The organism is Amycolatopsis halotolerans, from assembly GCF_042647905.1.
Classification (GTDB): Bacteria; Actinomycetota; Actinomycetes; order Mycobacteriales; family Pseudonocardiaceae; genus Amycolatopsis; species Amycolatopsis halotolerans.
In genome coordinates, this window is sequence record NZ_JBHRWI010000001.1 from 1 (window position 1) to 25086 (window position 25086).

Consider the following 25086-nt stretch of genomic DNA (forward strand, 5'->3'; position numbering starts at 1 on the left):
CCGACGACACGCACCCCGCCCAGCCCTACTGAGAAAACCTCAATGTGGCATTGGGTGCATGCGACGCACCCAATGTGGCATTCGGTGCGTCTGACGCACCCAATGCCACATTGGGGCAGCTCCGGACCTGAGTCAGGAGACCAGGTTCGCGTACACCACGATGTTGTCCTTGTAGCTGTGCTCGGCGTGGTCGAACACGCCGCCGCAGGTGATGATGCGCAACTGCGGCTTGTCCGTGTTGCCGAAGACGGCCTGCGTCGGGAACGTGTCCTTGGGGACCTGTTCCTTGCGGTCCACGACGAACTTCAGCTTCTTGCCGTCGCTGCGTTCGACGTCGACCTCGTCGCCCGGGTTCACGTCCTTGAGCTTGTAGAAGATCCCCGGCTTGTGGTCGCCGTCGACGTGCCCGAGCACGATCGCCGGACCCACGTCGCCCGGCACCGGCGAAAGCCGGTACCACGCGGCCTGCATCGGGTTCTTCACCGACGGAACCGAGATCTGCCCGTCCTTGTTGGGAAGGACGGTGATCAGCGTCGACTTCGCGCCGATCTTCGGGATCTCGACCGACGTCGGCCGCAGCCCGGAGAACGGCTTGGTCACCGGGACCGCCGCACTGGCCGGGGCCTGCGCGGCCGGAGCCGCGGGGGCGTCCGAGCCGCACGCGCTCAGCGAGAGGGAGAGGAGCAGGGTGCCCGCTACCGCGACACCCTGCCCGAACTTCCTGGTCATCAGGCGGCCATGCCCCCGAAGCCGGTCTCGATGCCGCGCTTCGGCGTGTACTTCACCTGCGAGTCGCCGTGTCCGCCGGTGGTGCCAGCGGAGCCCGAGCCCGCGCCGCCCGCCGGGGGAACGTGCCCGCCGTCAGTCGACTTGCCGCCGCAGGTCCAGGACGCGTAGACGGTGCCGGTGTCGAAGGAAACACCCGCGTGCCGCTTGACCAGCCACAGCCAGTAGCGGCCGTCGGTCTCGTCCTGCTCCGGGCCCTCGACCAGGTCGAAGTCCTTGGAGTGCACGTTGGTCGGCGCGCCGGCGACGCAAGCGATCCGCAGGATGCCGAGGTCGCCGTCGAGGTCCGAGCCGTAGCCGGTGTCGTCGACGAACGGCGGCTCTTCCGGAGTGCTGGTCTCGGTCGGCTTGCTCGTCTCGGTCGGCTTGCCGGTCTCGGTCGGCTTACCGGTCTCCGTCGGCTTGCCCGTCTCGGTCGGCTTACCGGTCTCGGTCGGCTTGCCCGTCTCCGTCGGCGTGCCGGTCTCGGTCGGCTTGCCCGGTTCAGTCGGCTTGCCGGTCTCGCTGGCCGGGGCCGAGGTGGGAGCCGTCTCGCCCGTGGTGGCCGGAGCCGAGGCGGAGGTTTCCGGCGCGGTCTCCGCGTTCGCGGCGGGCACGACGGTAAGGCTGATCAGGGCGCCCGCGAGCACAGCGCCCGCGAGTCTGCCCAGGGTCTTCTTCAAGATGATTACCCCTCTGAGGAAAAGCGCGATGACCCCCACCGCGCTCGCTGATCCTGCCGAAGATTCAGCCCATAGGGGTAACCCTTTAGCTGGTGATTAATGGCACGAGAGAAAGGCGTAACGAACGCCTTCTCGACGGCGATGATTTCGCCCGAATGCCGGGAATCCGGCTTGTCGTGCCCATACCGTAACACTCGCGAGGCAACCCGCACAGCCCTCGTTAAAGAATGGCGGAAATCAGCCGAGCGCGGTCAGCAAATCCCGCCACAGGTCCTCCGGGTCCTCCAACCCGACGGAAAACCGGATGAGCCCCGGCGGCACGCGCTCCTCGCCGGGAAGCCACGCACGCCGTTCCATCAGGCTTTCCACCCCGCCGAGGCTCGTCGCCGGCCGGATCAACCGGACGCTCGCGCACACCTTGTCCGCCGCGTCGGCGCCGTCGACCTCGAACGCCACCATCATCCCGAAACCGGGGTAGCGAACCTTTGTTACCGCCGGGTGTTCCGCCAACCGGGACACCAGCCACTCCGCGGTACGGGTTTGCTCGGCGAGCCGCACCGGAAGCGTCCGCAAACCGCGTAACGCAAGCCACGTTTCGAGCGCACCCGGTGTCGCGCCGACCCGAGTACGCGCCGCACGAAGCTCGTCCACAATGTTCTGCTCGGCTGCGACCGCGACACCGAGCAGAAGATCGCTGTGTCCGCCAATGAGCTTCGTGGCGCTGTGCACGACAATGTCCGCGCCGAGCGACAGTGGTTGCTGATGCAGCGAAGTCGCGAAGGTGTTGTCGACGACTACGCGTCCCCTTGTGCCGCGCGCGATGGTCTCGATGTCCATCACGTCGAGCGTCGGGTTAGTCGGCGATTCGAGCCACAACAGATCGGCGTCGCAGTCGAGCCACGCCTGAGTGTCCGTCGGCTCCAATTCGGTGACCGTGAGGCGACCGATCTGTTGTGCGTGCTTCAACGCTCCGCGCGTGACGGCGTAACTAAACGACGGAACCGCAACCGTCGACCCGACCGGCAACGAATCCAGCACCGCGGACAACGTGGCGACGCCCGACGCGTAGGCGACTGCGGTGCCACCCTCGAGCGAGCCGACGACTTCTTCGAAGGCAGCCCAGGTAGCCGTGCCGTCGGAACGCGCGTACACCGCGTCGCCACCGGCCTCGAAGGTGCTCGTCGCAACAATCGGCGTGGTCAGCGGTTCGCCGGGGCCGTGCGGCCGACCCGCCGCGATCGCGCGGGTCCGCGGAGTCCAGTCGTCCATGCGGACACGGTAACTTCGCGACCGCTTGAACGGCAGGCGACGAATATCACCAGGTGGTCAGGTGTTCCACAAGGTGGACAACATCGCGGTCCGCAGGACAGTAATGCAGGTAGACGGCCCGGGACAGCCGCGGTTCCAGCGGCCGGATCACAACCGCGGGCGGCGGCGGATCCGGCAACGCCATCGCGGGCGCGACCCCCGCGGTGATTCCGGCGGCAGCCATCGCGACCACCGTCCCGACGTCGCGGACCACATGGTCCGGCCGCCATTCGACACCGTGCGCCGCGAATCCCTCCGCCAAGGCGGGCCCGCACGTGCCACCCGGATCGGCGACCCCGAGCCGGATCAACTCAGCGAGCCGGATCCGCTTCCGGCGGCTGGCCGGATGCTCCTTCGGCACCACGGCAAGGAATTCGTCTTCGAGCGCTCGCTGGGAATCCGGGCCGGGCTGGGTGGTCACAGCGAGATCGACGGTTCCGTCAGCCAGCCAGGCGAGGAGTTCGTCGTCCTCGCCCTGCAAGGCAAGCACCTGACTCCGCGGCCAATCCCGTCGCAGCCGCAGCACTCCCGCTGGCACGAAACGCACCAGCGCACTCGCCACCGCGCCGACCCTCAGTGTCGGCGTGCGAATGTCCGCGGCGAGATCGTTGATCGCCCGCAACCCCTCCAGCACTGATGACGCGTGCTTCGCCACCGTGCGACCAAGTTCGGTGAATCCGATTTCTCCGCGATGCACGACGGGCCCGCCAAGCGCACTCTCCAACGCGGCAATCGCCCGGCTGACCGCCGACTGCGTCCGCCCGAGTTCCTGCCCGGCGCGGGTGAAACTGCCGTGCTCCCCCACCGCGAGCAATGCTTCGAGTTGAGCCACCGTCACGTCCACCGCTTGATGATCTCACCGCATCCGGGAGATGACGAGAAGTTGTTGGACGCATACCCGCAGGTGAGCTGTGCTGAAGTACATGGTCTTTCTGGCGTTGGCTGGCCTCTGGCTGTGCTGGGGAACGTCGTTCCCCGCGATGCGGGTCATGGCGCAAACCCTTCCGCCGCTGTCGGCTTCCGGCACCGCATTCCTCGCTGCGGGCCTGGTGCTGCTCGCCCTCCGGCCAACCGCGTTGCGAGGCTTGAATTTCCGCCAGCTCGCGACCGCCGCGACGACCGGCGTCTGCCTGCTCGGCGCACAAGGAACCGTGGCGCTCGCCGAGCGCACGACCTTCGCCGGGACCGCCGCGTTGGTGGTCGCCGCGCTTCCGCTGTGGGTAACCGTGCTGAACGCCATGCTGGGGGAACGTCCGACCAGAGCCGGTTTGCTGCGAGTGCTCGTCGGCTTCTCGGGCGTCGCCCTGCTGACCGGCACGCAGCCCAACGCGTGGACCTTCGTCGTAGCCGCAGCCGGTCTCGTCTGGGCGATCGGCACCGTCCTGACCGCGCGCACGCCCAACCTCCCCGGACCATGGGCGACCACCACCGTGCAGTTGCTATGCGGCGGTGCCGTTCTCCTCGCCATCGGCGCGGCGACCGGCGAAGTGGTCGGCCAACCCACCGCCACTTCCTGGCTGGCACTCGGCTACCTGGCCCTCGTCGATTCGCTGGCCGGTTTCGGCCTCTACACCTGGCTCCTCCGCACGACCTCCGCCGCGCTGGTCAGCACCTACGCCTACGCCGTACCCATCCTCGCTTGCCTCATCAGCGTCCTGTTCATGAAAGAACCGCCCCGGCCGATCATGCTGGCCGGAGCGGTCCTCATCATCACGTCAGTAACGACAGAACTCAGTGCGCGTAAACCTCGAACTCATACAGCGAATACCCGTACTTAGTCCCGCGCGAGACCCCCTGCATCCGAACGAATCGCGCGTCCGAGGGTGCGAACGAGACGTTGTCCACCCCGCCGTTCCCGTCCGTCACCGCAGCAGCGTCATGCCAGTCGGTGCCGTCCGTGGACAGCTGGATCTTGTACCCCTTCCCGTACGCCTTCTCCCACGACAGCACCGCGCGCGAAACCTGCTGCACCGAGCCCAGGTCCACGGTGATCGACTGGTTGTCGCTCCAATCGCTCGCCCACCGCGTACCCGCGTTGCCGTCGACCGCGTTCGAAGCGGGCGAGTTGTAGAACCCGGTTTCCGCGCTGGAGGCGTTCACCGGCTTGCCCGCCGCGAGGTTCGAGACGTTGTCGCCGCGGTGCGCGGGATATTCGACGACCTGCTGGAACGTCGGCCGGTTCTGCGTGCTGATCTTGCCGTGCGCGATGCCGCCCAGCGGACGCTGGATGATCGAGTCCGCGCACCACTGGTCGCCCGCCGAGCAGTCGGCGTCACCGGGGTACACGGTGTTCGCCGGTTGACCGGCGGCCGTGGTCAGCGAGTCGACCAGCGTCTGCCGGCACGCGGTCAGGTCGCCGCCGCCGCAGAACTTCGCGCCGAGCGGGCCCGCGACCGGCTGTCCGAGCACCGTGCGGAGATCCTTGCTGGCGTAACCCCACCAGCCGTGCTGGTAAGCCGAACCCTGGTGCGGCTGACCGACGTGCTTGCCCGGCGTCTCGTTCTGGAAGCCGGACGGGCTTTCGTTGATCTGCAGCACGTTCGTCATCGCGCCGAACGCGTCGTCGCCCATCGACGGCTTGAACTCGCCGGTGACCAGCAGCGGCCACCACGCGTCCATGATCCGGATCGCGTCGGCGTCGTTGTAGGCCTTGCTGCCCGGGCTGGACTCGACGCGCTGGTGTCCGTGCTCCATCCACGTCTTCAGCTTCGCCTCGGCATCCGCCGCGGCGCCGGTGAGCGGGGCCTTGTCGAGCACCTGCAGCAGCAACGGCAGCACCTTCTCCGCCCGCAGGTCGGCCAGCGCCGCGTCCGCCATCGCCTGGGTCAGGTTGACCCGGGTCACCTTGGTGCCGCTGGAAAGCAGGCCCTTGACCCGCGCGTCGAGCAGATCGGCGCGGTGCACAGCCGACTTGTCCGCGCCGCCGGACGCGTAGCCGTTGGACTGCGCGTTGTTCCAGCTGACGTAGTAGTCCTGGTTGACCGACTGCGGATGCTGCGCCGCGGGCGTGTAATCAGCCTTGTTGCCCGCCGGGTTCCAGCCCTTCCAGTCGAAGCCGCGATCGCCCCACGCGGGCATCATCGGGTCCACAGTGGAATTGCGCACCGGGTTCGCGCCGGAGTTGAAGTACGCGATGTCCTTCGAATCCGCGTAGAACCAGTTGAAGGTGAAGTTGACGTCGTTCGCGGCGCGCTGGAAGTCCGCGGCCGACTTCACGTAGCCCGGGTCGTTGAACTCCTGGAACCCGATCAGCGAATCCACCTCGTGGAAGTACGAGGACCGCAGCGACGAGTACGCCACCGGCTTCCCGTCCACCGTCGCCCGCGAGGTCACCGGGCCGTACTTCGTGCGGTAGCTGCGCAGCGTGTACGACCCAGCGGCGGTGCCGTCCGCGACGGTCGGCGACCAGGCGTTCTTGCGCTCCACGGTGTCCATCGGGAGGCATTTGCCCTGGTACAGGTAGTAGTTCGAGTCCTTTGTGGCGGGTTTGCCGCTCGGGTCGCACAGCGGCAGCGCGTAGGTGTCGATGATGTCCTGCGCCGCGGTCGTCGCGCTCCACGAGTAGTCCTGGCCGCGCCCGAGCAGCACGTACATGCTGAGCCCGGCGAACGACGCGCCCCGCGCGCTGATACCCGGACCCTGGATTTCCTGCAGCAGCAACAGCTGCGGCGCGAAGTACCCGGTCTGCGGACCGAACACGGCGACCGGATGCCCGCTGGCGGTCTTCGCGCCGGACACCAGCAGCGCGTTGGACATGCCGTGCTTTTCCTTGAGCATGTTGCCCGGCAGCACGCCGTTGTCGAACATGCCGCGCGCGGATTCCTGGTCCTTCGGCGCGGAAACCTTGACCTTCGCCTGCGCGGCGGCGGCCGAACCGGTCTGGTCGAACACGAGCTGCTGGTTCGTCACCGAACCCTTGTCCGGCAACGCCGCGCCCCGCGGGTTCGCCGGAGTGTTGCCGTACGGGAAATTCTGCCCGTCGTGCAGGGTCTTCACGGCCTCGGGATCGTCCTCTGCGCGCAGGCTCTGCCACACCTTTTCGCCCTGCTCGACGCCGTACTTCTCCTGCAGCGCCAGCTTCGCGACCGCGTTCTGCACCTCGCCGCCACCGCCGGCGCCGAACTGCGCGCCGACCACCGAAGCGAGCACGACCAGGTCGGTGAGCTTGAACGGTTCGATGGTGCCCGCGTTGGTGATCGCGTCGACGTGCCCGGTGAGCACGTATTCGCCCGGGAAGTACCGGCCGTTGTGCGAATCGGTGATGTATTTGTTGATGCCTTCGATGTACGCCTTCGCGTCGGCGAGCCCCTGCTGGCCGCGCGGACCGCTCGCAGCCACGTCGTCGATCTGCTGCTGCAGCTCGTCCTCGGTATAGGGCGCGGAGGCGAAGAAAGACTGCTCCAGCTCGCGGTTCGCTTCCGCGCCGCCGGCGTACGACGTCAGCTGGCCGCGGCCGACCCGGCGCATGATGTCCATGAGCCACAAGCGGTCCTGCGCCGCGGCGTATCCCGCGCCGTACTCGGTGCCGGACCGCGTCGTGCCCTGGATGTGCGGGACGCCGGTGGCCTTGTCGCGCGTGATCGTCACGTCGTCGCGCGGCTTCAGCGTGCTCGCGACCTGGTCGGCGGGCACGCCGAAGGACGAGTCGTTGAAGAATTTGCCGATGGTGTCGGTCGTCAGCGTCTTGTATCCGCCCGCCAGGTCGGCGTATTTGCCGAGCTGGTCGTCCGCGTGCCCGGGCTGCGTGCCGAACGCCTTGTTGGCGAGGATTTCGGCGAGCGTCGCGCTGCCGTTCTCGCCCGGCGGGAGGATGTCGTTGCACTGACCAGCGCAATAGTCGTTGCCGGGCAACGCGGCGGAAGCCGGTGCCGCGGTCCCGATCTGCACTAACCCGGCCGTGAGCACGGCTACCGCGCCCGCGGCCAGGATTGGGATGCGTCGTCGCATGCCGCACTCCGTCCACGAAGGATTCCCCAGGGTGACCCAGCGCACGCTACCGACGGGTAGGGCACATGTGAAGAGTTTTCGCGTTTATCCCCTCGTTGGGAGTAGTCCTCCCTGGTAGCGGTCCATCAGGCGCGGCGTTTGACCGATAGGTACGGTGAGCCCCATGAGCGTGGAAAAGCCCCTAGTCGAGCGCCCGGACGGACCGCCGCCCGCCGAGCTGCAGATCAAAGACATCACGGTCGGCGACGGCCCCGAAGCCAAGCCGGGCAATGCCGTCAGCGTGCATTACGTGGGTGTCTCGCACTCCACCGGCGCGCAATTCGACGCCTCCTATGACCGCGGCGCACCGCTCGACTTCCAGGTCGGCGCGGGCCAGGTCATCCCGGGCTGGGACCAGGGCGTGGCGGGCATGAAGGTCGGCGGCCGCCGCCAGCTGGTGATCCCGCCGCACCTCGCTTACGGCGAGCGCGGCGCGGGCGGCGTGATCGCCCCGAACGAAACCCTGGTTTTCGTCGTCGATCTCGTCGGCGTGAGCTGATTCAAGAAAACGCGGGCAGCCGGGCAAGCCCGATCGGGCAGCCCCGGCTGATCCCCCTTTCGGGGGAAACCGGAGACGCCTACGTTCGCATTGAGTAGTCGTCTTCCGGAGGATATTTCATGCGTTTGCGTGCTGCCCTTTCCGCTGCCTTCCTCGCCGCCGGCGCCGCGCTAGCCGTGGCGGCGCCCGCGTCCGCGGTCGCGAACGGCAACGATGTGGCGCCCGGCGAGTATCCGTTCGCGGCCAAGCTGTCCATGCCTGTCATCCCGAAGGCGGACGGCACCACTTATTCGAGCGGATGCTCGGGTTCCCTCATCGCGCCGCAATGGATCATCACCGCCGGGCACTGTTTCCACGACGTCAACCGCAAGCCGGTTTCCGGCCCGGTGCCGTACGGGACTTCGGTGCTTCTCGGCGCGACCACCGACGAGCCCGGCAAGGGCGAACGGCGCAACGTCACCGAGGTACAGCAGGCTGGCATCAACGACGTCGCGATCGCCAAACTCGACTCGCCGGTCACCGACATCAAGCCGCTGACCGTCTCGCCCGCCGCGCCGACCACCGGCCAGAAGGTGCTGCTCGCCGGGTGGGGCAGCCTCACCGAGGTTTCGCCGAAGCCGTCGGACAAGCTGCAGCAGGGCGAAATGCAGGTCGTCGGCTCGGACGCCACCACCGCGACCATCGTCGGCGTCGCGCCGAAGAAGGACACCAGCGCGTGCAGCTACGACTCGGGCGCGCCGTACTTCGTCGACGACGGCGACCACACCGGCCGCATCATCTCGGTCGAGTCGACCGGCCCGGACTGCCCCCACTCCACCCCGGAGACGACCGCGCGCGTCGACATCCTCAAGGACTGGATCGCCTCGCACACCCAGTGAGGGCAAGTCGCGAGATCGGTCGGTTTTCGTCGCCCATCAAGGGAATTCCGCATCGCGGACAGTGTCGTTAGCGTGGAAGGCCGAGTTCATCGGCGTCCGCCGGTGGCACCGGACGAAGGGACAGAATGCGCGTCCGCGCCGCGATCTCCGCAGCAGTTCTCCTGCCCATCCTCACCGCGAGCCCGGCCTTGGCCGTCGCCAACGGCTCTGATGTCCCAGCGGGCCAATTCGGCTTCGCCGCGAAACTGAGCATGACCGGAATCCCGCTGCCGAACGGAAGCACGTACTCGAGCTTCTGTTCGGCAGCGCTCGTCGCGCCGCAGTGGATCGTCACCACCGGCCACTGTTTCCACGACGCCAACAAGAACCGGGTGTCCGGCCCGGTGCCGTACCCGACGACGGTGTCGCTGGGCCTGGTGGACGAGACCAAGGAGAAAGGCGTCCAGCGCAAGGTCACGCAGGTTCTGCAAGCGGGCCCGAACGACGTCGCACTGGCGCAGCTCGACAGCCCGGTCCCCGGCGTCACGCCGCTCACGGTGAACCACCTGGTGCCGGGCGTCGGACAGCAGGTCACGCTGGCCGGCTGGGGCAGCCGGACCGCGCAGAATCCGGTGCCGTCCAAGCAGTTGCAGCAGGGCACGATGAAGATCTCGTCGGTCGGCGGCACGACAGTCGGCATTCACGGCGTCGCGCCGGAAGCGTCCACCAGCGCGTGCGCCTACGACACGGGCGCGCCGTATTTCACCGACGGCAAGCTGATCTCGATCGAGAACAACGGCCCGGACTGCCCGCACACCGGCGCGGAAACGACGTCGCGCATCGATGTGCTCGCCGACTGGATCGACGAGCACGCGAAGTGAGTACGGTGGAAGGGCCGTCGACCTGAGGAGAGTCGCATGCCCGAGCCGATCCTGACCGCTGTCGCCACCGCGCTGGCCACGAAGGCCGCGACCGGGCTGTACGACCTGGTCAAGCGCAAGTTCTCCGGCAACAGCAAGGCGACCGCGGAACTGGAGGCGGCCACCCCGGAGAATCCGGCCACGGTGACCGCGCTGGCCGAACGCCTCGACGAGGTCAGCCGCCAGGACCCGGAGTTCGGCGCGGCGCTGCGCACCGAGTTCGAGGTGCACCAAGAGGCGCGCAGCGGCGGGGTCACGAACCACGTGGGCACGGTGGCCGAAGGGGCCAAGGTCGTCCAGTTGCGTGACGTACAAGGCAATATCAGCCTCTGAGGCTTTTCGCACGACCGGCACGGAGCGCGATCGGTAGGATCGCTCTCCGTGCCTTTGTCGTTCCCTGTGCCGCGCCGATGGCGCACCGTGCCCACGGAACGGACGCTGCTGGCGGTAGTGCACAACGTGACCGCCGCGACGCGGCTGCTGGACGTGCTGCCGTTGTTCGCCGGGGATCCGCGGGTGCAGGTGGTGTTCACGTGCCCGGATTCGAGCGCGTTCACCCGGGGGACGCGGGAGTACCTGGCCGCGCGGGGGATCCCGCTGGAGCCTTGGGAAGACGTCGTCGCGGAGGACTTCGACTGGGCATTGGCGGCCAGTTACGGCGGGGAATTGCATCGGATTCGGGCTCCGTTGACAGTTTTGCCGCACGGAATGGGTTATAATAAATTCTTGGAAACCGGAAACCGGAAACCGGAAACCGGAAACCGGAAACCGGTTTTCGGGTTGTCGGAGCAATGGCTGCTGCATAACGGCGAGGTGATCGCCGAACATCACGTCCTGTCCCACCCCGAGCAGCTCACCCGGCTGCGGCAGTACTGCCCGGAAGCCGCCGACCACGCCGTCATCGCCGGAGATTCCTGCCTGGACCGCCTGCGAGACGCCCGGGAACTGCGCGAATCCTACCGTCAAGCCCTGGGCGTAACCGGCGAACAAACCCTGGTGCTGATCTCGTCCACCTGGGGCCACCTCTCGTCCTACGGATCCGGCCCAGACCTCCCCGCCCGCATCGCGCAGCAACTGCCGCTGGACGAATTCGCCGTCGTCCTGGCCCTGCACCCCAACATCGGCCAAGGCCATTATCCGTGGCAGCTGAAAATGTGGCTTCAAGACTGCGAACGGGCGGGAGTAATCGTCCTCCCGGAAGAAGATCTGTGGCAACCAGCCGCGGTAGCCGCCGACGTCACCATCGGCGACCACGGCTCCGTCACGTATTACTCCGCGTGCCTAGGCACCCCAGTCCTGCTGGCCGCCGCACCGCACGAAGCCGTCGACCCGGACTCCCCAGTAGCCGCCCTGCTGCGCACCGCACCCATGATGACCAGCGAAAACCTAGCCGAGCAACTGCACACCGCGACCCAACCCGCAGACCTGGCCGCCGCGACCGCGCTCGCCACCAGCGTCCCCGGACAATCCGCAGCCCTCCTGACCGACCTCGGCTACCGCACCCTCAAACTCCCGCCCCCAGCTCAACCAGCCGGATTCACCGCGTTCCCTTTGCCGCGCGTCCAACGCCCCGAGCCCGGCGCACAATGGATCCAGGTCCGCGGCGACGAAGTCACCAGACTCACCGCCTTCACGCCCGACGCCCACCTAGTCGTACATGTCGACGGCCCCGACCCGCGCCTGCTGCGCCGCGCCGACATCGTGCTGGGCGACCGATTCCCCGACCCAGGTCGATGGATCGCCCTCACCCTCGCCGAATTCCCCGGCTGTGAATGGGCCGCCTGCCCAGCCGGATCAGGCTGGCTGGCCGGCAGCCGCGACGGCCTGGTCGTCTCCTTCACGGGCACCGACCTGCCGCAAGCCGTGCCATCGCTGCTGTACGCGCGCGACTCGCTAGGCCTCGACTTCCCGGAACAGCTGCCGTTCACCGCGGGCGGCCGCAAGCACGAAGCCCAGCTTACTGTCCACTATGGATAGTCAGAGCTGTTCGATCCAGATCAGCAGATCCGTCGCTTCGGCGGTAAAACCGTGCAGCCGAGCGATGTTCAACGCATCCTTCGCGTGCGCCAACGCCTGGTCACGGTAGCCGCGAGCAAGCGCCGCCTCCGCCCGAGACCGCAACGCCGCGATACGTTCCCGCTGCAGCTTGGCCTTCTCCGCCGCAGAGTCGAGTTCGGCCAGCGCGGCCGCGCCTTCCTCGTACGCTCCGGCCTCGATCAGCTTCCGCCCCTGCCACAGCCGGACTTTCACCAGGTTGCCCGGCTCGTTCTTCAGCCCCTGCTCCGCCTGCGCCAGCAGGACAGCCGCCTCCTCCGGCGACACGACCTTGGCCAGATGCATCCGAATCAACGCGAGCCGACGGTCGGCACCGATCTCCTCGGCCAGCGCAAGACTTTCCCGAAAGCAGACCTCCGCCTGGCTGTACAGCGAAACCGCTTCCTCAGCTCGTCCCTGCTGCCGCGCGATCAACCCCGGCTCGAAGAACGCGAGCCCACGCGCCTCGAGCGCAGACGCATGTTCCTCCGGCGTCGTGGCCAGCTCGGCCACCGCGGCGTACTGCTCCCGTGCCGCGGCCCAATCCCGCCGTTGCATCTGAGCGAACCCGAGCTGAGTCCGGACCAACCCCTCGGCGAGCGGCATCGCAGCAGCCTGCGCGGCCTGGACCGCGTCTTGACTCACCGCCGCCAGCTCGACGGGGTAAGCGCCGTCTTTATAGACCGGCCACAACGCCCTCGCCAGCCGGATGACGTCCTCGTGCACCCCGGCCTGCAACGCGACCTCCGCCGCGGCGAGCAGGTTCGTCTGCTCAGCGAACAGCCACTCCCAAGCGTCCCCCTCGGATGCTGGCGCGAAGCCCGGCCAAATCTTCGCTGGCCAGCCAGTCGGCAGCGCGCGTTCCGCGATCCGGAGCCCCTGCTCGGCGTAGTACCCGACCACAACCTCGGAAAGCTCGCCAGCCAGCGTCGCGGCGTGCAGCCGAGCCAGCTCGGACATCCGGTAGCGACCCCTGATGACCTCGATCAGCTTGGCGGACACCAGTTTCTGCAAGGCGTCCTCAGCGTCGAACTCGTCGAGACTGAGCACCTCCGCAACGGTTTCCAGCCGGACGTCACCGCTGCCCGGGTGCGCGCCGAAGAACCGGTACACCGCTTGTTCCTGCTCGCTCAACAGCTCGTAGGCGACATCGAACACCGCGCTGGCCAGGGCGCCTTTCGCCCGGATCCGCGCGAGCAGCCGCCGCACCGTCCCGCCCTGCCGAGCGAGGATCATGCCCGCGACGTTGAGTTCCGCGGCAGAGCCAGCGCAAATCCGGAGCAGTTCCTTCAGTTGCTCCGGCTCCGCGGCGAGCTTTTCCTCGCCCACCAGCTCAGTCAAGATGCCCCGCGCCGCCTCGTCGCCCAACGGCTCCAGCACGACTTCCCGAGCGGAATGCCGGGTGTGCAGCGCATCAAACCCCGACCCGACCACGAGCACGTACGACCCGGGGTGCGTCGGCAGCAGCGCCTTGACCTCGGCCGCACTCAACGCGTCGTCGACCACCAGCGCGACTTTGAACCCGGCGGTCTGCGACTGCCACATCGCCGCGCGCCCCTCGAGACTCGCCTGCATCTCGTCCGGGCCGTATCCCAGCTTGGACAGCAGTTCGGCCAGCACGTCCGCGCCCGCCCGATGGCCGACGCGCACCTCGTAGCACCGGTCGAACCGATCCTGGTGCTGATGCAGCCAGGTTTCGCACAGGGTCGTCCGCCCGCTGCCCGGCGCACCCCGCACAATCGCGATCGCGACCCGGTCCAAGGCTTCGTCATGGATCTCAGTCAGCAGATCAAGCTGCGGCTCGTTGTTCCGGTAGTGCTTCGGCGGCGCCTGGACCTGCAACGCCGGTGCCGCGGGCTGCTCCGGCGCGTGGAAATGCACGTCGCCGTAGACGTTGCGCGCCTGGAAGACCTTGTCCGCCTGGCCGTCGAAGTAGTTGCCGTCGCTCACCATTGCCCCCGCCCAGCTGGTCCCGGCTCAGGCTACCGGAAACGTCACCGTCCGTGTCCAGCCCTTCACCACGATCAGGGCCGGGTAAGGTTCGGACCAGGAATTCCAGGACGGATTTGGTAGAATTGAATTGAGCAGCAAAGCAGCAAAGCAGCAAAGCAGCAAAGCAGCAAAGCAGCAAAGCAGCAAAGCAGGTGGCGGACTTTCGACCCGGTCGTCGTGCTCGGAGTCGTGCGCACCTGGACTTCGGCGATCAAGCTGCTCGAAGTCTGCCGTCTCTTCCAGGATGACCAGCGGATTCGCTTCACCTTCACAGTCGACCGCGGGTCCCGCTTCAGCGCGGGCGTCGAGGAGTTGCTCACCAGGGCGGAAGCGCATTGCACCCCGTGGGAAAATGTTCCGAAGCTCAATTACGCGCTCGCGATCACGGCCAGCGAAAACATTGATTTCGACCACGTCTCCGGTCCGGTGCTCGTCCTTCCGCACGGCGTCGGATTCCACAAGTACGTTCCCGACTCCGGGTCCGCCGGCACGCGGCTTTCCGGGCTGATCCCGTCGGCCGCGCTGCGGTCCGGACGAGTGCTGATGGCGCTCTCGCATCCGAGCCAGCAGAAGCAACTGCGCGACGCCGACCCGCTGACCGACGGACAGACCGTGCTCGTCGGCGATCCGCAGTTCGAGCAGCTTCTCCGGAGCGAACCGCACCGCGACCACTACCGCGCCGCCCTTGGCGTGACCGGCCGGAAGTTCGTGCTGGTCAGCTCCACCTGGGGAGAAACCTCGCTGATCGGCCGCCGCCCGCGGCTTCCCGCCGAACTGCTGGCCGCTCTGGACTACGACTCCGCAGCCGTCGGCCTCGTGCTGCACCCCAACGTCTGGTCGCGCTACCGGCCCTTCCAAATCCGCTCATGGTTCGCCGCCGCCGAAGACGCCGGGCTGCTCCTCCTCCCGCCGGAACGCGGATGGCAGGCCGCGCTCGTCGCCGCGGACGTCGTCGTCGGCGACCACGGCTCGGTCTCCCTGCTGGCCGCCGCGACCGGGCGCCCCTTGCTGCTCGGCGCGTTCGGCACCGAGGTAGTCCCCGGCACCAGCGCCGAATTACTCGGCCAGCACGCCACCCGGCTCGCCTGGGATCGCCCGCTACGGGACCAGATCGAAGCGGCGGAAACCCAGCCCTGGCAACAAGATCTCGCCGAACGCACCTTCGCCAACCCCCACGGCGCGACCGCGGAACTGCACGCGCTCATCCTCCGTCTAGCGGGTCTGGAACCCCGCCTCCTGGAACTCCTGCGCGCACCGGACCCGGACCCACAGCCGTCCGTTCCGCTCGCATTCACCGCTTACCCGGAGTTCACCAGCTCGAATTCCATTACCCTGCACCGATTCCCACGCTCGGTAGAAGAATGGAAACCGGACTCCGAACGAGCCTCGACCAAGCTGAGACACGTGGTAGCCGACGAAAGCGACGACAACCTCGGCCGCATCGGCAACGCCACCGTGCTCACCAGAACCGCACTGCGTTCAACACCAGAAGCCTGGTGCGCCAACGCATTGCGGCTTCACCCCGCCTGCACACTGGCCGCGGCCGCCGTCCCAGGCGGATGCGTCGCCCGCACCCAGGACGGCAACACATTCACCGTGACCGGCGAGGCTGACGTCGCCGCACTGGCATCCGCCCTGCACGCATGTGTGGCGACCGGCCGCGCAGCAGGTCCGTTGTCCCTACGACTCGGTTCCGTCGAGACCACCGTCGTCTTCTGACGCCAGCTTCTCGGCCCGAGGACTGCCCAGTTCTCGATACAGCCGAATCGCCCGTTCCAGGTGGTTACGCGCCTCCTGCGGACTCTCCTCGACCATCGCCGCGTGCAACGCTTCCCGCGCCTGGGCTTCGTAGAACGTCGCCCCGCTCGCCTCGAACGCCTCCGCCGCCGTGGTCAACGCGTCGATCCCGCCCGGCACTCCAATGCGCACCCGCACCTGCCCGGTAATCAACAAGGCGCGCGCAGCCAACCGCCCGTCGCCAAGCTCGCCGAACGTCCGATGCGCGGCTTCCAGTTCGCGCAGCCCTTCCGCGTCACCGAGCGACTGCCCGAGGAACATCCGGCTCAGCGCCTCGCCGCGCGCTTCCCCAGCCGCCTCGTTCAGCTCGATCGACTCGCGGTACCGCTGCTGCGCCTGTTCCGGCTGGCCAGCCACATCGTGGTACCGGCCAGCGAACTCCCGCACCGACGCCCGCAACACCACATGTCCGTCCTGATCCGCCAGCTCGATCGAGCGTGCCACGAAGTCCCCGGCTTGCTCGAACTGCTCGAGATCCGTCAACGGACGCGAAGCCAGACTGCGCAACCGCGCCTCCGCCACGCGATTCCCGGCCTCTTCCGCGGCCTCGATGCCGTGCCGGAGACTGCTGAGCGAATCGGCGTACCGCTTGCGATCGAAGTAGTAGGCCGCGAGCGACTCGGCGATCTGCCAAATCTCGTCGACCAAGCCGATTTCCCTGGCCACCGGCAGCAGTTCGTGCAACGCGCGCCGGTTCTCCTCGAACCACGCCAATCCGCCGGCCCGCCGATCGCCGGTGAAGGGATCCTGAATTTCCGGAGTGCCCGCGACCCGGTACCTGGCCCCGATCATCGCCGCGTCCGCGTAGTACGCGACGTTGCGGAACGCGCGCACCACCCGGGCAAGCGCCTCGTGCGTCTCGTCGTCGCCCAAGCCGGAAAGGGACGCCGCGTGGTCGTGGACGAGCGGATGCATGGAGTACCGGCCGTGGTTTTCCTGAAGCACCTTCAGCAGAACCAACTCGGCGAGGATGTCTCCCGCCGTGGCCTCGTCGAGCCCGATCAGCAGGTGAAAGACCGGCGCGGTGAAGTCGATCGCCGGATACGCGCCGAGCAGCCGATACGCGCGCCGCGCCGGTTCCGTCGCTTCCTGATACGTCGCTTCAAACACCGGTTCCCCCTTCTTCGGCCCCCGGTCGGTCCGCATCAGCTCGGCGCGCGAACGCCGAAGCCGCGCCGCCAGCTCCGGCAACGAAGGACACCGCCCGACCACGACGAGCGTCGCGGCGTTCCGGAGGGCCAACGGCAATCCGCCGCAGTAGCCGAGGATCTCCGCCAGCAGCGGATCATCGTCGTCGAGGCCGCTCAGATCACGAAACAACTGGGCCGACTGCGCTTCGTCGAGCGGAGTGACCCTGACCGTCTTGCCGCCGACCTCGTTGACCTCGATCGGCGACTCCACCCGTCCCGCGACGAGCACCAGCCAATCCTGCCCGCCAGGCATCAACTGCAGAAACTGCTCGGCTTCCGTGACGTTCTCCAGCAACATCACCGCAGCCGCCCCGGACGATCGGCTCCGCCACAGACTCGCCAGCCCAGGTTCGGCGGGCATCACCTCGTCACGAACCCCGTCGCGGCGCAGCAATGAGCGCAGTGCCGCCGAAATCACCGTATCCCCGTCGACCGTGTGCGTCGCGTAGTCCGTGTAATAGGCCCCGCCGGGATAACGGTCTTTCACCTGCTCAGCGACATACCGCGCCAACGCCCGCCGCCCGACCCCGGTCAATCCGTCGAACACCACGAGCGGCGCGCGCCGATCTTCGAGACACGCCTTGACCTGGTCGTCCCGCCCGACCAACCGCCGCAACGCCCGCGGCGTCTCGTGCGGCACCACGCGTTCGGGTCCGGGCAGCTGCTGGTTGACCGTGCCGATGTACTGCGCCTGCACGAGAGAACTACCGCCACCGACCGACCCGACTTCGTTGTGCACCAGTCCACCCCTCACCCCGAGTGACCGCCAGCTTACCGATTCACCGCGGCGCGAGCAGCACCATCGAGCCGTCTTCCCCGTACAAACAGGCAGGCGATGGACTCCATCGCGCATCCCCCTGCCACACCACAACACGCACCGGCTCATGCCAGTCGCCCTCGAAGTACCGCTCCGGCTCCGGACCCATCAGTACCCGCTCAGCCTGCGAGGTGAGGGAAAGAAAAGAGAAAACGCGATGAGCAAGTTGACCGAATTGATGACCACCGCGATGACTGGGATGCTCAAATAAAGCACGATGGGCACGGTGAAGTGCACCTGCTCCACCCCGGAGTAGCTGCCCGAAGTCGTCACAGAAATGACGTACCAGAGAACGAACCCGATCGCCGCCACCCACCCCGGAACAGCCGTCCCCAGCTGGACCCCCAGGACGGTGTACTCCTTCCGATGCCCGAGATGCCCCACCGTGACATAGGAACGCGCCACCACCAGCCCAACCCCGGAAATCATCAAACAGCTCGCCGCGAGCACCCCCAAGACGACCGTCAGCCCAGTAGTCACGTCATAAGAAGTGGGCAGCCCGTACCCGAAAATGGGCACCGCGACAACCATGAGCAAGCCGATTCCGGCACTAGCGAAACCCCAACGAATCGTCATGACCCGAATCCGCTGAACCAGAGCCGGAGGAAACCACCGCCCAGGAGACGCCACAAACGGATAGGGCTTCATCGTCACCCCCAGACTCAAGCCGCGGTAACTCTCAGCAACCAGTTAGCCACCCCGCACAACACGCACCCAGGAATCCCCACATCACCCCAGCGACACAAAATGTGTCCTGGCCCACCCCCACACGGCCCAACCCGCCCACCAACCGCAGCCGAAGGCACCGCGGGGTTCCGGGGGCTCGGCCCCCGGGCAAAGGAACGACCGACAAACGGAAAAGAGCCCCAGTCGCGCAAGCGGCTGGGGCTCTGACCATGGTGGGCGAGGAGGGAGTTGAACCCTCACGTCCTTTCGGACACACGGACCTGAACCGTGCGCGTCTGCCATTCCGCCACTCGCCCGAGTTGCTTCCTTGAGGCAGCCAGCAAAGCTTAGCAGGGGCTTCTGACGGGTTTCACCGGGGGCATGCCCAACCCTTCCTCCCCCGGATAGGATCGATGCGGAAGCACACGTGTGAGGAGGTTGTCCCCGGTGGGTCGCGTTGAGCGCTTTGACAGGCGTCTCGAGAACCTGGTGGGGAATACTTTCGCGCGCATGTTCGGCGGCAACGTCGTCACGCAGGAAGTGGCGGTTGCGCTCGAGAGGGAAGGCGAGGAGAACGTTCGTGAGCTGGCAGGCGGTCGGCAGCTCGCCCCGAATCACTACATCGTGTCTTTGGGGGCGGCTGACCACGATCGCATGGCCGGCGATGAGCAGCGGGTCACCGGGGTTCTCGCGAGGGCGGTGGCGGAACACCTCGCCGCACAGGGCTGGGACACCTATGGTGACGTCGTCGTATCACTCGAGCGCAACGAGGCGCTGCATACTGGACAGTTCAAGACCCGTTCGTCCGTCGATCCCGACGCCCGCGACACTGCGGGGGAAGGGCCGTCACGGTCGGCACGACCCAGCAACGCAGGAGACCCACCAATGAGCCAGCCCCCCGGCTACGGCCAATACGACCAGGGTGACCCGTACGGCCAGCAGGGCCAGTACGGCTACGGACAGCAGGGTGGCCAGCAGCCCGGGTACGACCAGGGTTATGGCGGTCAGCCGCAGCAGGGCTACGACCAAGGCTACGGCGGCCAGCCCCCCGCGCAGGGCTACGACCAGTACGGCGGCCAGGGCCAGCAGCCCGGGTACGACCAGGGCTACGGCGGGCAGCCGCCGCAGCAGGGGTACGACCAGGGTTACGGCGGCCAGCCTCCCGCGCAGGGTTACGACCAGGGCTACGGCGGCCAGGCTCCGCAGGGCGGGTACGACCAGGGCTACGGGCAGCCGCAGCAGGGGTACGACCAGGGTTACGGCGGGCAGCCCCAGCAGGGCGGCTACGACCAGGGTTACGGCCAGCAGGGCGGGTACGACCAGTACGGCGGCCAGCCGCAGGCGGCTTACGGCCAGGACCCGTACGCGCAGCAGGGCGCCCCGGCTCCCGGACGCCAGCTGCAGGCGAGCCTCCAGCTGGACGACGGCTCCAACCGCACCTACTCGCTGAAGCAGGGCGCGAACGTGGTCGGCCGCGGCCAGGACGCGGACTTCCGGCTCCCGGACACCGGCGTCTCCCGGCGACACCTGGAGATCACCTGGGACGGCCAGAGCGCGACGCTCGCCGACATCGGTTCGACCAACGGGTCCACGGTCAACGGCACTCCGGTGCAGACCTGGCAGCTGGCCGACGGCGACGTGATCAGGGTGGGCCATTCGTCCCTGGTGTTCCGAACCCAGGGCTGATCGCAGACCGTCCACAGGGTTCCCGCAGAATTGTCGTGCGGGGGGATCCGCGGCGCGCGTGGCGCCGCGGCTTGCAGGCACAGGCGGGAGCGGACACAACAAGTGCCAGAGCTGGTCGTTCAACTCACCAGAGTGGGCTTTCTCGTGCTGCTCTGGCTCTTCGTGTTCGCCGCGCTCCGAGTCGTGCGCTCGGACCTCTACGCCGCGTCGGGCCTCCGGGTCCAGGTGCCGTCCTTCCGCCGCAACAAAGAGAAGAAGCCGCGGGGCAGCAAGGCCCCGCAGCAGCTCCTCGTCACACACGGAGCCCTCGCGGGCACCCGCATCGCGCTCGACGGGCGGCCGATCCTCATCGGCCGGGCCGACGACTCGACGCTGGTGCTCGACGACGACTACGCATCGACCCGGCACGCCCGGATCGCGCTGCGCGGGGAGGACTGGTACGTGGAAGATCTGGGCTCGACGAACGGGACCTACCTCGACCGGGCTAAGGTCACTGCACCCCTCCGGGTCCCGCTCGGAGTCCCCATCCGGATCGGCAAGACGGTGATCGAGCTTCGCCCATGACTCTCGTCCTCCGCTACGCGGCCCGCAGCGACCGGGGCCTGGTGCGTTCCAACAACCAGGACTCCGTCTACGCCGGCCCGCGTCTTCTCGCGCTCGCCGACGGCATGGGCGGGCACGCCGCAGGTGAGGTGGCCAGCAAGGTCGTCATCGCCTCGCTCGCCCCGCTCGACGACGACGAGCCGGGAGACGACCTCCTCGCCCAGCTCCGCGAAGCCGTCCAGAACGGCAACGCGGCGATCGCCGAACTGGTGTCCCAGGACCCCGATCTCGACGGCATGGGCACCACGCTCACCGCTGTCTTGTTCGCGGGAAACAGACTTGGTCTGGTCCACGTGGGCGACTCGCGCGCGTACCTGATGCGCGGCGGCCAGTTCGCCCAGATCACCCGGGACGACAGCTTCGTCAACGAACTGCTCGAACAGGGCCGCATCACGCCGGAAGAGGCGGCGGTGCACCCGCAGCGGTCGCTGCTGCTCAAGGCGCTCACCGGACACGAGGTCGAACCGAGTCTCACGGTGCGCGAGGCGCGTCCCGGTGACCGGTACCTGATTTGCTCCGACGGTTTGTCCGGAATGGTCAGCGACGAGACGCTCGCCGAGGCCGTGCAGATCCCGGATCCGCAGGACTGCGCCGACCGGATGATCGAGCTGGCCCTCAAGGGCGGCGGCACGGACAACGTGACCGTCATCATCGCCGACGTGGTCGACGTCGATTTCGGCGACGACGCCCCGATCGTGGGCGGAGCCGCGGGCGACGGCAGCGACGAGATGCATCAGGGCGACTCCCCCGCGGCCAGGGCGCGCGCACTGACCCAGCCGCCGCCGCAGCCGCGACCGGAGCAGCAGGCTCCGCAGGAAGACCCGAAGGCGAAACGGCGGAAACGGTTCCGCTGGCTCGTCGGGGCGGTCGTGGTGCTGATCGTGCTGGGCGCCGCCGCGATCGCGACTCGATACTTCGTGCTCAGCCAGTATTACGTCGGAGAGGGACCCGATCAGGAGGTCGTGATCTATCGCGGCGTCCCGGGCAGCGTCCTCGGCATCGACCTGCACTCGCTCGAGCAGGGCTCGTGCCCGCCGGGCCAGCTGTGCACCGACAAGCTCCGCGTCTCCGCGTTGCAGGAGGACGCGCGGATCGCCGTGCAGAACGGCGTGAAGCGCGAAAGCCTCGACGACGCGCGCAAGTACATCGACGATTTCCTGCGTCTCAAGAAGAAGCTGTCGGACTGCAAGCCGACCTCTTCCACGGGCGTCCCGCAGTCGGGTGCGCCCTCGTCCAGCGTGGCGCCGCCCGGCGGCACGCCTTCGTCGGCGAACCAGCCCGCGGGGAGGGACTGCTCGACGGCGGGTACGCCGCCGACGGGGGGCGGTAACTGATGGGCCAGCCGTTGGCCGACCCGACGTCCGCCCAGTTCGCCACGAATCCGCCGCGAGACCTCCCCAAGCGCAGGGGCACGGAGCTCGCGTTGCTGGCGTTCGCGGCGGGCATCGTCACCCTGGCGCTGGTCATCGTCGAAGCCAACCAGGAGCAGGAGCTGACGCTCTCGATCCTGTGGGTGGGACTCGCTTATCTCGGCGTGCTCGCCACGACGCACCTCGCCGTGCGCCGGTGGGCCCCGTACGCCGACCCGGTGCTGCTGCCGTGCGTCGCGCTGCTGAACGGGATCGGGCTGGTGATGATTCACCGGCTCGACCTGGCGAAGGCCGAATCGGCGTTGCAGCGCGGCAAGGAGTACTCGCCGGAGATCACCAAGCAGCTGCTGTTCACCGCGGTTTCGCTGGTGCTGTTCGTGATCGTGCTCGTGGTGGTCAACGACCACCGCACGCTGACCCGCTACAGCTACATCGCCGGCCTGCTCGGGCTCGGCGCGCTCGCGCTGCCCGCGGTGCTGCCCGCCAGCCTGTCCGAGGCGGGCGGCGCGAAGGTGTGGCTCAAGCTGCCGGGCTTCTCGATCCAGCCGGGCGAGTTCGCGAAGCTGCTGCTGATGATCTTCTTCGCGTCGTTCCTGGTGTCCAAACGCGACTTGTTCATGGTGGCGGGCAAGAAGTTCCTCGGCGTGGAACTGCCGCGCGCGCGTGACCTCGGCCCGATCCTGATCGCCGCCGCCGCGGCCATCGGCGTGCTGGTGTTCGAGAAGGACCTCGGCACGTCGCTGCTGTATTTCAGCATCATCCTGGTGATGCTCTACGTCGCGACCGAGCGCGCGATCTGGGTCGTCGTCGGGCTGACGTTCTTCGTCGGCGGCTGCGTCCTCGCCTACAACCTGTTCGGCCACGTGCAGCAGCGCGTGGAGAACTGGACCGACCCGCTCGGCCCGCGCTACGACGTGCTGGGCGGCAGCTATCAGCTCGCGCAGGGCCTGTTCGGGCTCGGCACCGGCGGCGTCGGCGGCACCGGGCTCGGCGCGGGCCGTCCGGACATCCCGCCCGCCGCGAGCACCGACTTCATCACCGCCGCGATCGGCGAGGAGCTCGGCTTCATCGGGCTGGCCGCGGTGCTGATGCTGTACGTGCTGCTCGCGATGCGCGGCATGCGCAGTGCGCTGGCCGTGCGCGACACGTTCGGCAAACTGCTCGGCGGCGGGCTCGCCTTCACCATCGTGATCCAGATCTTCGTGGTCGTCGGCGGCGTCACCGCGCTCATCCCGGAAACCGGCGTCACCGCGCCGTTCCTGTCCTACGGCGGCTCTTCGCTGCTGGCGAACTACATCCTGGTCGCCCTGATGCTGCGCATTTCGGACGCGGCGCGCAGGCCGGCCTCCCGGCCGAAGCCGCAGCAGCCGCAGGCTCCGATCGCCGAGGCGCACACCGTGCTGGTGCGGCGTCCGCCAGCCGAAGGCGACCCGAACGGGAGGACCGCGTGAACGCGCCCCTGCGCAAGGTCGGCATGGCGATGCTCGCGATGATCGTGCTGCTGCTGGCCAACGACACCTACGTCCAGGTCATCAAGGCCGACACGTACCGCACTGACCCGCGCAACCAGCGGGTCCTCTACGACGAGTACTCCCGCCAGCGCGGCCAGATCGTCACGCCGGACGGCACCGTGCTCGCCGGCGTGAAGCCCTCGACGGACAAGTTCAAGTTCTTCCGCACCTACGCCGACGGCCCGATGTACGCCCCGGTCACCGGGTACTACTCGATCAACTACGGCGCGGGCGGGCTCGAGCGCGCCGAGGACGACGTGCTGAACGGGTCGGATCCGAGGCTGTTCGTGCGCCGCCTGTCGGACATGGTCACCGGCCGCGATCCGCGCGGCGGCAACGTGAAGCTCACCATCGACCCGAAGGTGCAGAAGGCCGCCTACGACCTGATGACGCAGCGCGGCTACACCGGCGCGGTGGTCGCGATGGAGCCGAAGACCGGCCGCATCCTGGCGATGGTGTCGACCCCGTCGTACGACCCGAACCAGCTGGCGACGCACGGCACCGACCAGAACAAGGCGTGGGACGCCTACTCCAAGGACAAGAACAACCCGATGCTGAACCGGGCGATCTCGGAGAACTACCCGCCGGGGTCGACGTTCAAGATCGTCACCGCCAGCGCGGCGCTGGAGAGCGGGATCGGCCCGGACACCCAGGTCAGCACCGCGCCGAACGTGCAGCTGCCGGGCACGAACACGACGCTGGAGAACTACGGCGGCGAAACCTGCCCCGGCAACACGTTCAAGGACGCGCTCGCGCACTCGTGCAACGTTCCGTTCGCGACGTTCGCCGGCCAGCTCGGCGCGGACAAGATGAAGGCGGCCGCGGCCAACTTCGGCATCGGGCAGAACGACCTGACCGTGCCGATGCGGGTCGTCGGCTCGACCGTCGGCCCGCTCGACTCGCCGGGCGCGCTGTACCAGAGCGGCATCGGCCAGCGCGACGTCCGGCTCACCCCGCTGCAGGACTGCCTGCTCTCGGCGACCGTCGCGAACAACGGTTACGCGATGAAGCCGCAGCTGATCCAGTCGATCCTGGCCCCGGACCTGTCGACGGTCGAGAACGTCGACCCGGAGCAGCTCACCGGCAAGCCCGCGCTGTCGCCGGAGAACGACAAGATCCTCACCGACATGATGATCGCGTCGGAGTCCTTCACCAAGGGCGGCGGCAAGAACGACGCGCTGAAGATCGCGTCGAAGACCGGTACCGCCGAGCACGGAGCCGACTCGAAGAACACCGCGCCGCACGCCTGGTACACCGCGTTCGCGCCGTCGGACAACCCGCAGATCGCCGTGTCGGTCATCGTCGAGAACGGCGGCAACCGCGGTCTCGCCGCGACCGGCGGCTCGGTGGCCGCCGAGATCGGCCGCGCCGCCATCGCCGCCCGGCTCGGGGGTGGATAGCC

At 67.9% G+C, this 25086-nt stretch carries 20 protein-coding genes and 1 tRNA gene; 12 read left to right on the forward strand and 9 right to left on the reverse strand.

Features of this window, described 5'->3' with window-relative positions:
- Positions 1 to 132: 132 nt before the first annotated feature.
- The 4 genes from ACFORO_RS00005 to ACFORO_RS00020 all read right to left on the reverse strand — a co-directional run bounded on the left by ACFORO_RS00005 (position 133) and on the right by ACFORO_RS00020 (position 3600).
- Positions 133 to 729 carry a class F sortase gene (locus ACFORO_RS00005; RefSeq protein WP_377872912.1) on the reverse strand — a complete coding sequence of 199 codons (597 nt, stop codon included), beginning with the start codon at positions 727 to 729 and terminating at the stop codon, positions 133 to 135.
- Positions 729 to 1448 (reverse strand): hypothetical protein, encoded by a 720-nt coding sequence (locus ACFORO_RS00010; protein ID WP_377872911.1) that lies wholly within the window; start codon positions 1446 to 1448, stop codon positions 729 to 731. Before ACFORO_RS00010 ends, ACFORO_RS00005 begins: the two co-directional genes overlap by 1 nt.
- Positions 1449 to 1685: 237 nt before the next feature.
- Positions 1686 to 2717, reverse strand: coding sequence for a trans-sulfuration enzyme family protein (locus ACFORO_RS00015; protein WP_377872910.1), 1032 nt, complete (start codon positions 2715 to 2717; stop codon positions 1686 to 1688).
- 46 nt (positions 2718 to 2763) lie between these two features.
- Positions 2764 to 3600, reverse strand: a complete 837-nt coding sequence (locus ACFORO_RS00020; RefSeq protein ID WP_377872909.1) for a LysR family transcriptional regulator — start codon at positions 3598 to 3600, stop codon at positions 2764 to 2766.
- A gap of 67 nt (positions 3601 to 3667) precedes the next feature.
- Between ACFORO_RS00020 and ACFORO_RS00025 the strand changes: the two genes are divergently transcribed.
- Complete coding sequence (locus ACFORO_RS00025; protein WP_377872908.1) at positions 3668 to 4534, forward strand: EamA family transporter; 867 nt, start codon at positions 3668 to 3670, stop codon at positions 4532 to 4534.
- On the opposite strand, the gene ACFORO_RS00030 is transcribed toward ACFORO_RS00025, so the two are convergent.
- Entirely contained in the window at positions 4488 to 7703 is a 3216-nt protein-coding gene (locus tag ACFORO_RS00030; protein ID WP_377872907.1) for a penicillin acylase family protein, read from the reverse strand. The two genes, ACFORO_RS00025 and ACFORO_RS00030, sit on opposite strands and share 47 nt — an antisense overlap.
- Positions 7704 to 7866: 163 nt before the next feature.
- Between ACFORO_RS00030 and ACFORO_RS00035 the strand changes: the two genes are divergently transcribed.
- From ACFORO_RS00035 to ACFORO_RS00055, 5 genes are all read left to right on the forward strand, one after another.
- Positions 7867 to 8241: an FKBP-type peptidyl-prolyl cis-trans isomerase gene (locus ACFORO_RS00035; protein WP_354736012.1), complete on the forward strand. Its 375-nt coding sequence runs from the start codon at positions 7867 to 7869 to the stop codon at positions 8239 to 8241.
- Between the two features lie 119 nt (positions 8242 to 8360).
- Positions 8361 to 9119: a S1 family peptidase gene (locus ACFORO_RS00040; RefSeq protein WP_354736010.1), complete on the forward strand. Its 759-nt coding sequence runs from the start codon at positions 8361 to 8363 to the stop codon at positions 9117 to 9119.
- A gap of 125 nt (positions 9120 to 9244) precedes the next feature.
- The gene (locus ACFORO_RS00045) at positions 9245 to 9979 is read left to right on the forward strand and encodes a S1 family peptidase (protein ID WP_377872906.1); all 735 of its coding nucleotides are present in this window, start codon (positions 9245 to 9247) and stop codon (positions 9977 to 9979) included.
- A 36-nt stretch (positions 9980 to 10015) separates the two neighbouring features.
- Positions 10016 to 10351, forward strand: a complete 336-nt coding sequence (locus ACFORO_RS00050) for a hypothetical protein (RefSeq protein ID WP_344282217.1) — start codon at positions 10016 to 10018, stop codon at positions 10349 to 10351.
- A 48-nt stretch (positions 10352 to 10399) separates the two neighbouring features.
- Positions 10400 to 11995 (forward strand): hypothetical protein, encoded by a 1596-nt coding sequence (locus ACFORO_RS00055; RefSeq protein WP_377872905.1) that lies wholly within the window; start codon positions 10400 to 10402, stop codon positions 11993 to 11995.
- On the opposite strand, the gene ACFORO_RS00060 is transcribed toward ACFORO_RS00055, so the two are convergent.
- Entirely contained in the window at positions 11996 to 14002 is a 2007-nt protein-coding gene (locus tag ACFORO_RS00060) for a hypothetical protein (protein ID WP_377872904.1), read from the reverse strand.
- Between the two features lie 231 nt (positions 14003 to 14233).
- On the opposite strand from ACFORO_RS00060, the gene ACFORO_RS00065 reads away from it, so the two are divergent.
- Positions 14234 to 15763, forward strand: coding sequence for a hypothetical protein (locus ACFORO_RS00065; protein ID WP_377896473.1), 1530 nt, complete (start codon positions 14234 to 14236; stop codon positions 15761 to 15763).
- Here ACFORO_RS00065 and ACFORO_RS00070 read toward each other — a convergent pair.
- From ACFORO_RS00070 to ACFORO_RS00080, 3 genes are all read right to left on the reverse strand, one after another.
- Complete coding sequence (locus ACFORO_RS00070) at positions 15725 to 17770, reverse strand: hypothetical protein (RefSeq protein WP_377872902.1); 2046 nt, start codon at positions 17768 to 17770, stop codon at positions 15725 to 15727. The two genes, ACFORO_RS00065 and ACFORO_RS00070, sit on opposite strands and share 39 nt — an antisense overlap.
- Positions 17771 to 17956: 186 nt before the next feature.
- Entirely contained in the window at positions 17957 to 18424 is a 468-nt protein-coding gene (locus ACFORO_RS00075) for a hypothetical protein (RefSeq protein WP_377872901.1), read from the reverse strand.
- Positions 18425 to 18745: 321 nt separating this feature from the next.
- Positions 18746 to 18831 (reverse strand) — tRNA-Leu (locus tag ACFORO_RS00080).
- A gap of 130 nt (positions 18832 to 18961) precedes the next feature.
- Between ACFORO_RS00080 and ACFORO_RS00085 the strand changes: the two genes are divergently transcribed.
- From ACFORO_RS00085 to ACFORO_RS00105, 5 genes are all read left to right on the forward strand, one after another.
- Positions 18962 to 20200 carry a DUF3662 and FHA domain-containing protein gene (locus ACFORO_RS00085; RefSeq protein WP_354735996.1) on the forward strand — a complete coding sequence of 413 codons (1239 nt, stop codon included), beginning with the start codon at positions 18962 to 18964 and terminating at the stop codon, positions 20198 to 20200.
- A 102-nt stretch (positions 20201 to 20302) separates the two neighbouring features.
- Positions 20303 to 20764 (forward strand): FHA domain-containing protein FhaB/FipA, encoded by a 462-nt coding sequence (locus tag ACFORO_RS00090; RefSeq protein ID WP_037718919.1) that lies wholly within the window; start codon positions 20303 to 20305, stop codon positions 20762 to 20764.
- Complete coding sequence (locus ACFORO_RS00095; RefSeq protein ID WP_354735994.1) at positions 20761 to 22137, forward strand: PP2C family protein-serine/threonine phosphatase; 1377 nt, start codon at positions 20761 to 20763, stop codon at positions 22135 to 22137. The genes ACFORO_RS00090 and ACFORO_RS00095 overlap by 4 nt, the downstream gene beginning before the upstream one ends.
- On the forward strand, positions 22137 to 23624 hold the full coding sequence (locus tag ACFORO_RS00100) for an FtsW/RodA/SpoVE family cell cycle protein (protein ID WP_377872900.1): 1488 nt from the start codon (positions 22137 to 22139) through the stop codon (positions 23622 to 23624). Before ACFORO_RS00095 ends, ACFORO_RS00100 begins: the two co-directional genes overlap by 1 nt.
- Positions 23621 to 25084: a peptidoglycan D,D-transpeptidase FtsI family protein gene (locus ACFORO_RS00105; RefSeq protein WP_377872899.1), complete on the forward strand. Its 1464-nt coding sequence runs from the start codon at positions 23621 to 23623 to the stop codon at positions 25082 to 25084. Before ACFORO_RS00100 ends, ACFORO_RS00105 begins: the two co-directional genes overlap by 4 nt.
- Positions 25085 to 25086: the final 2 nt, after the last annotated feature.

Bases quoted from the DNA above. Each gene is read 5' to 3' on its own strand.
- ACFORO_RS00005 (WP_377872912.1), bottom strand. From the start codon at position 729: ATGACCAGGAAGTTCGGGCAGGGTGTCGCGGTAGCGGGCACCCTGCTC.
- ACFORO_RS00015 (WP_377872910.1), bottom strand. From the start codon at position 2,717: ATGGACGACTGGACTCCGCGGACCCGCGCGATCGCGGCGGGTCGGCCG.
- ACFORO_RS00030 (WP_377872907.1), bottom strand. From the start codon at position 7,703: ATGCGACGACGCATCCCAATCCTGGCCGCGGGCGCGGTAGCCGTGCTC.
- ACFORO_RS00035 (WP_354736012.1), top strand. From the start codon at position 7,867: ATGAGCGTGGAAAAGCCCCTAGTCGAGCGCCCGGACGGACCGCCGCCC.
- ACFORO_RS00040 (WP_354736010.1), top strand. From the start codon at position 8,361: ATGCGTTTGCGTGCTGCCCTTTCCGCTGCCTTCCTCGCCGCCGGCGCC.
- ACFORO_RS00045 (WP_377872906.1), top strand. From the start codon at position 9,245: ATGCGCGTCCGCGCCGCGATCTCCGCAGCAGTTCTCCTGCCCATCCTC.
- ACFORO_RS00050 (WP_344282217.1), top strand. From the start codon at position 10,016: ATGCCCGAGCCGATCCTGACCGCTGTCGCCACCGCGCTGGCCACGAAG.
- ACFORO_RS00075 (WP_377872901.1), bottom strand. From the start codon at position 18,424: ATGACGATTCGTTGGGGTTTCGCTAGTGCCGGAATCGGCTTGCTCATG.
- ACFORO_RS00095 (WP_354735994.1), top strand. From the start codon at position 20,761: ATGACTCTCGTCCTCCGCTACGCGGCCCGCAGCGACCGGGGCCTGGTG.
- ACFORO_RS00100 (WP_377872900.1), top strand. From the start codon at position 22,137: ATGGGCCAGCCGTTGGCCGACCCGACGTCCGCCCAGTTCGCCACGAAT.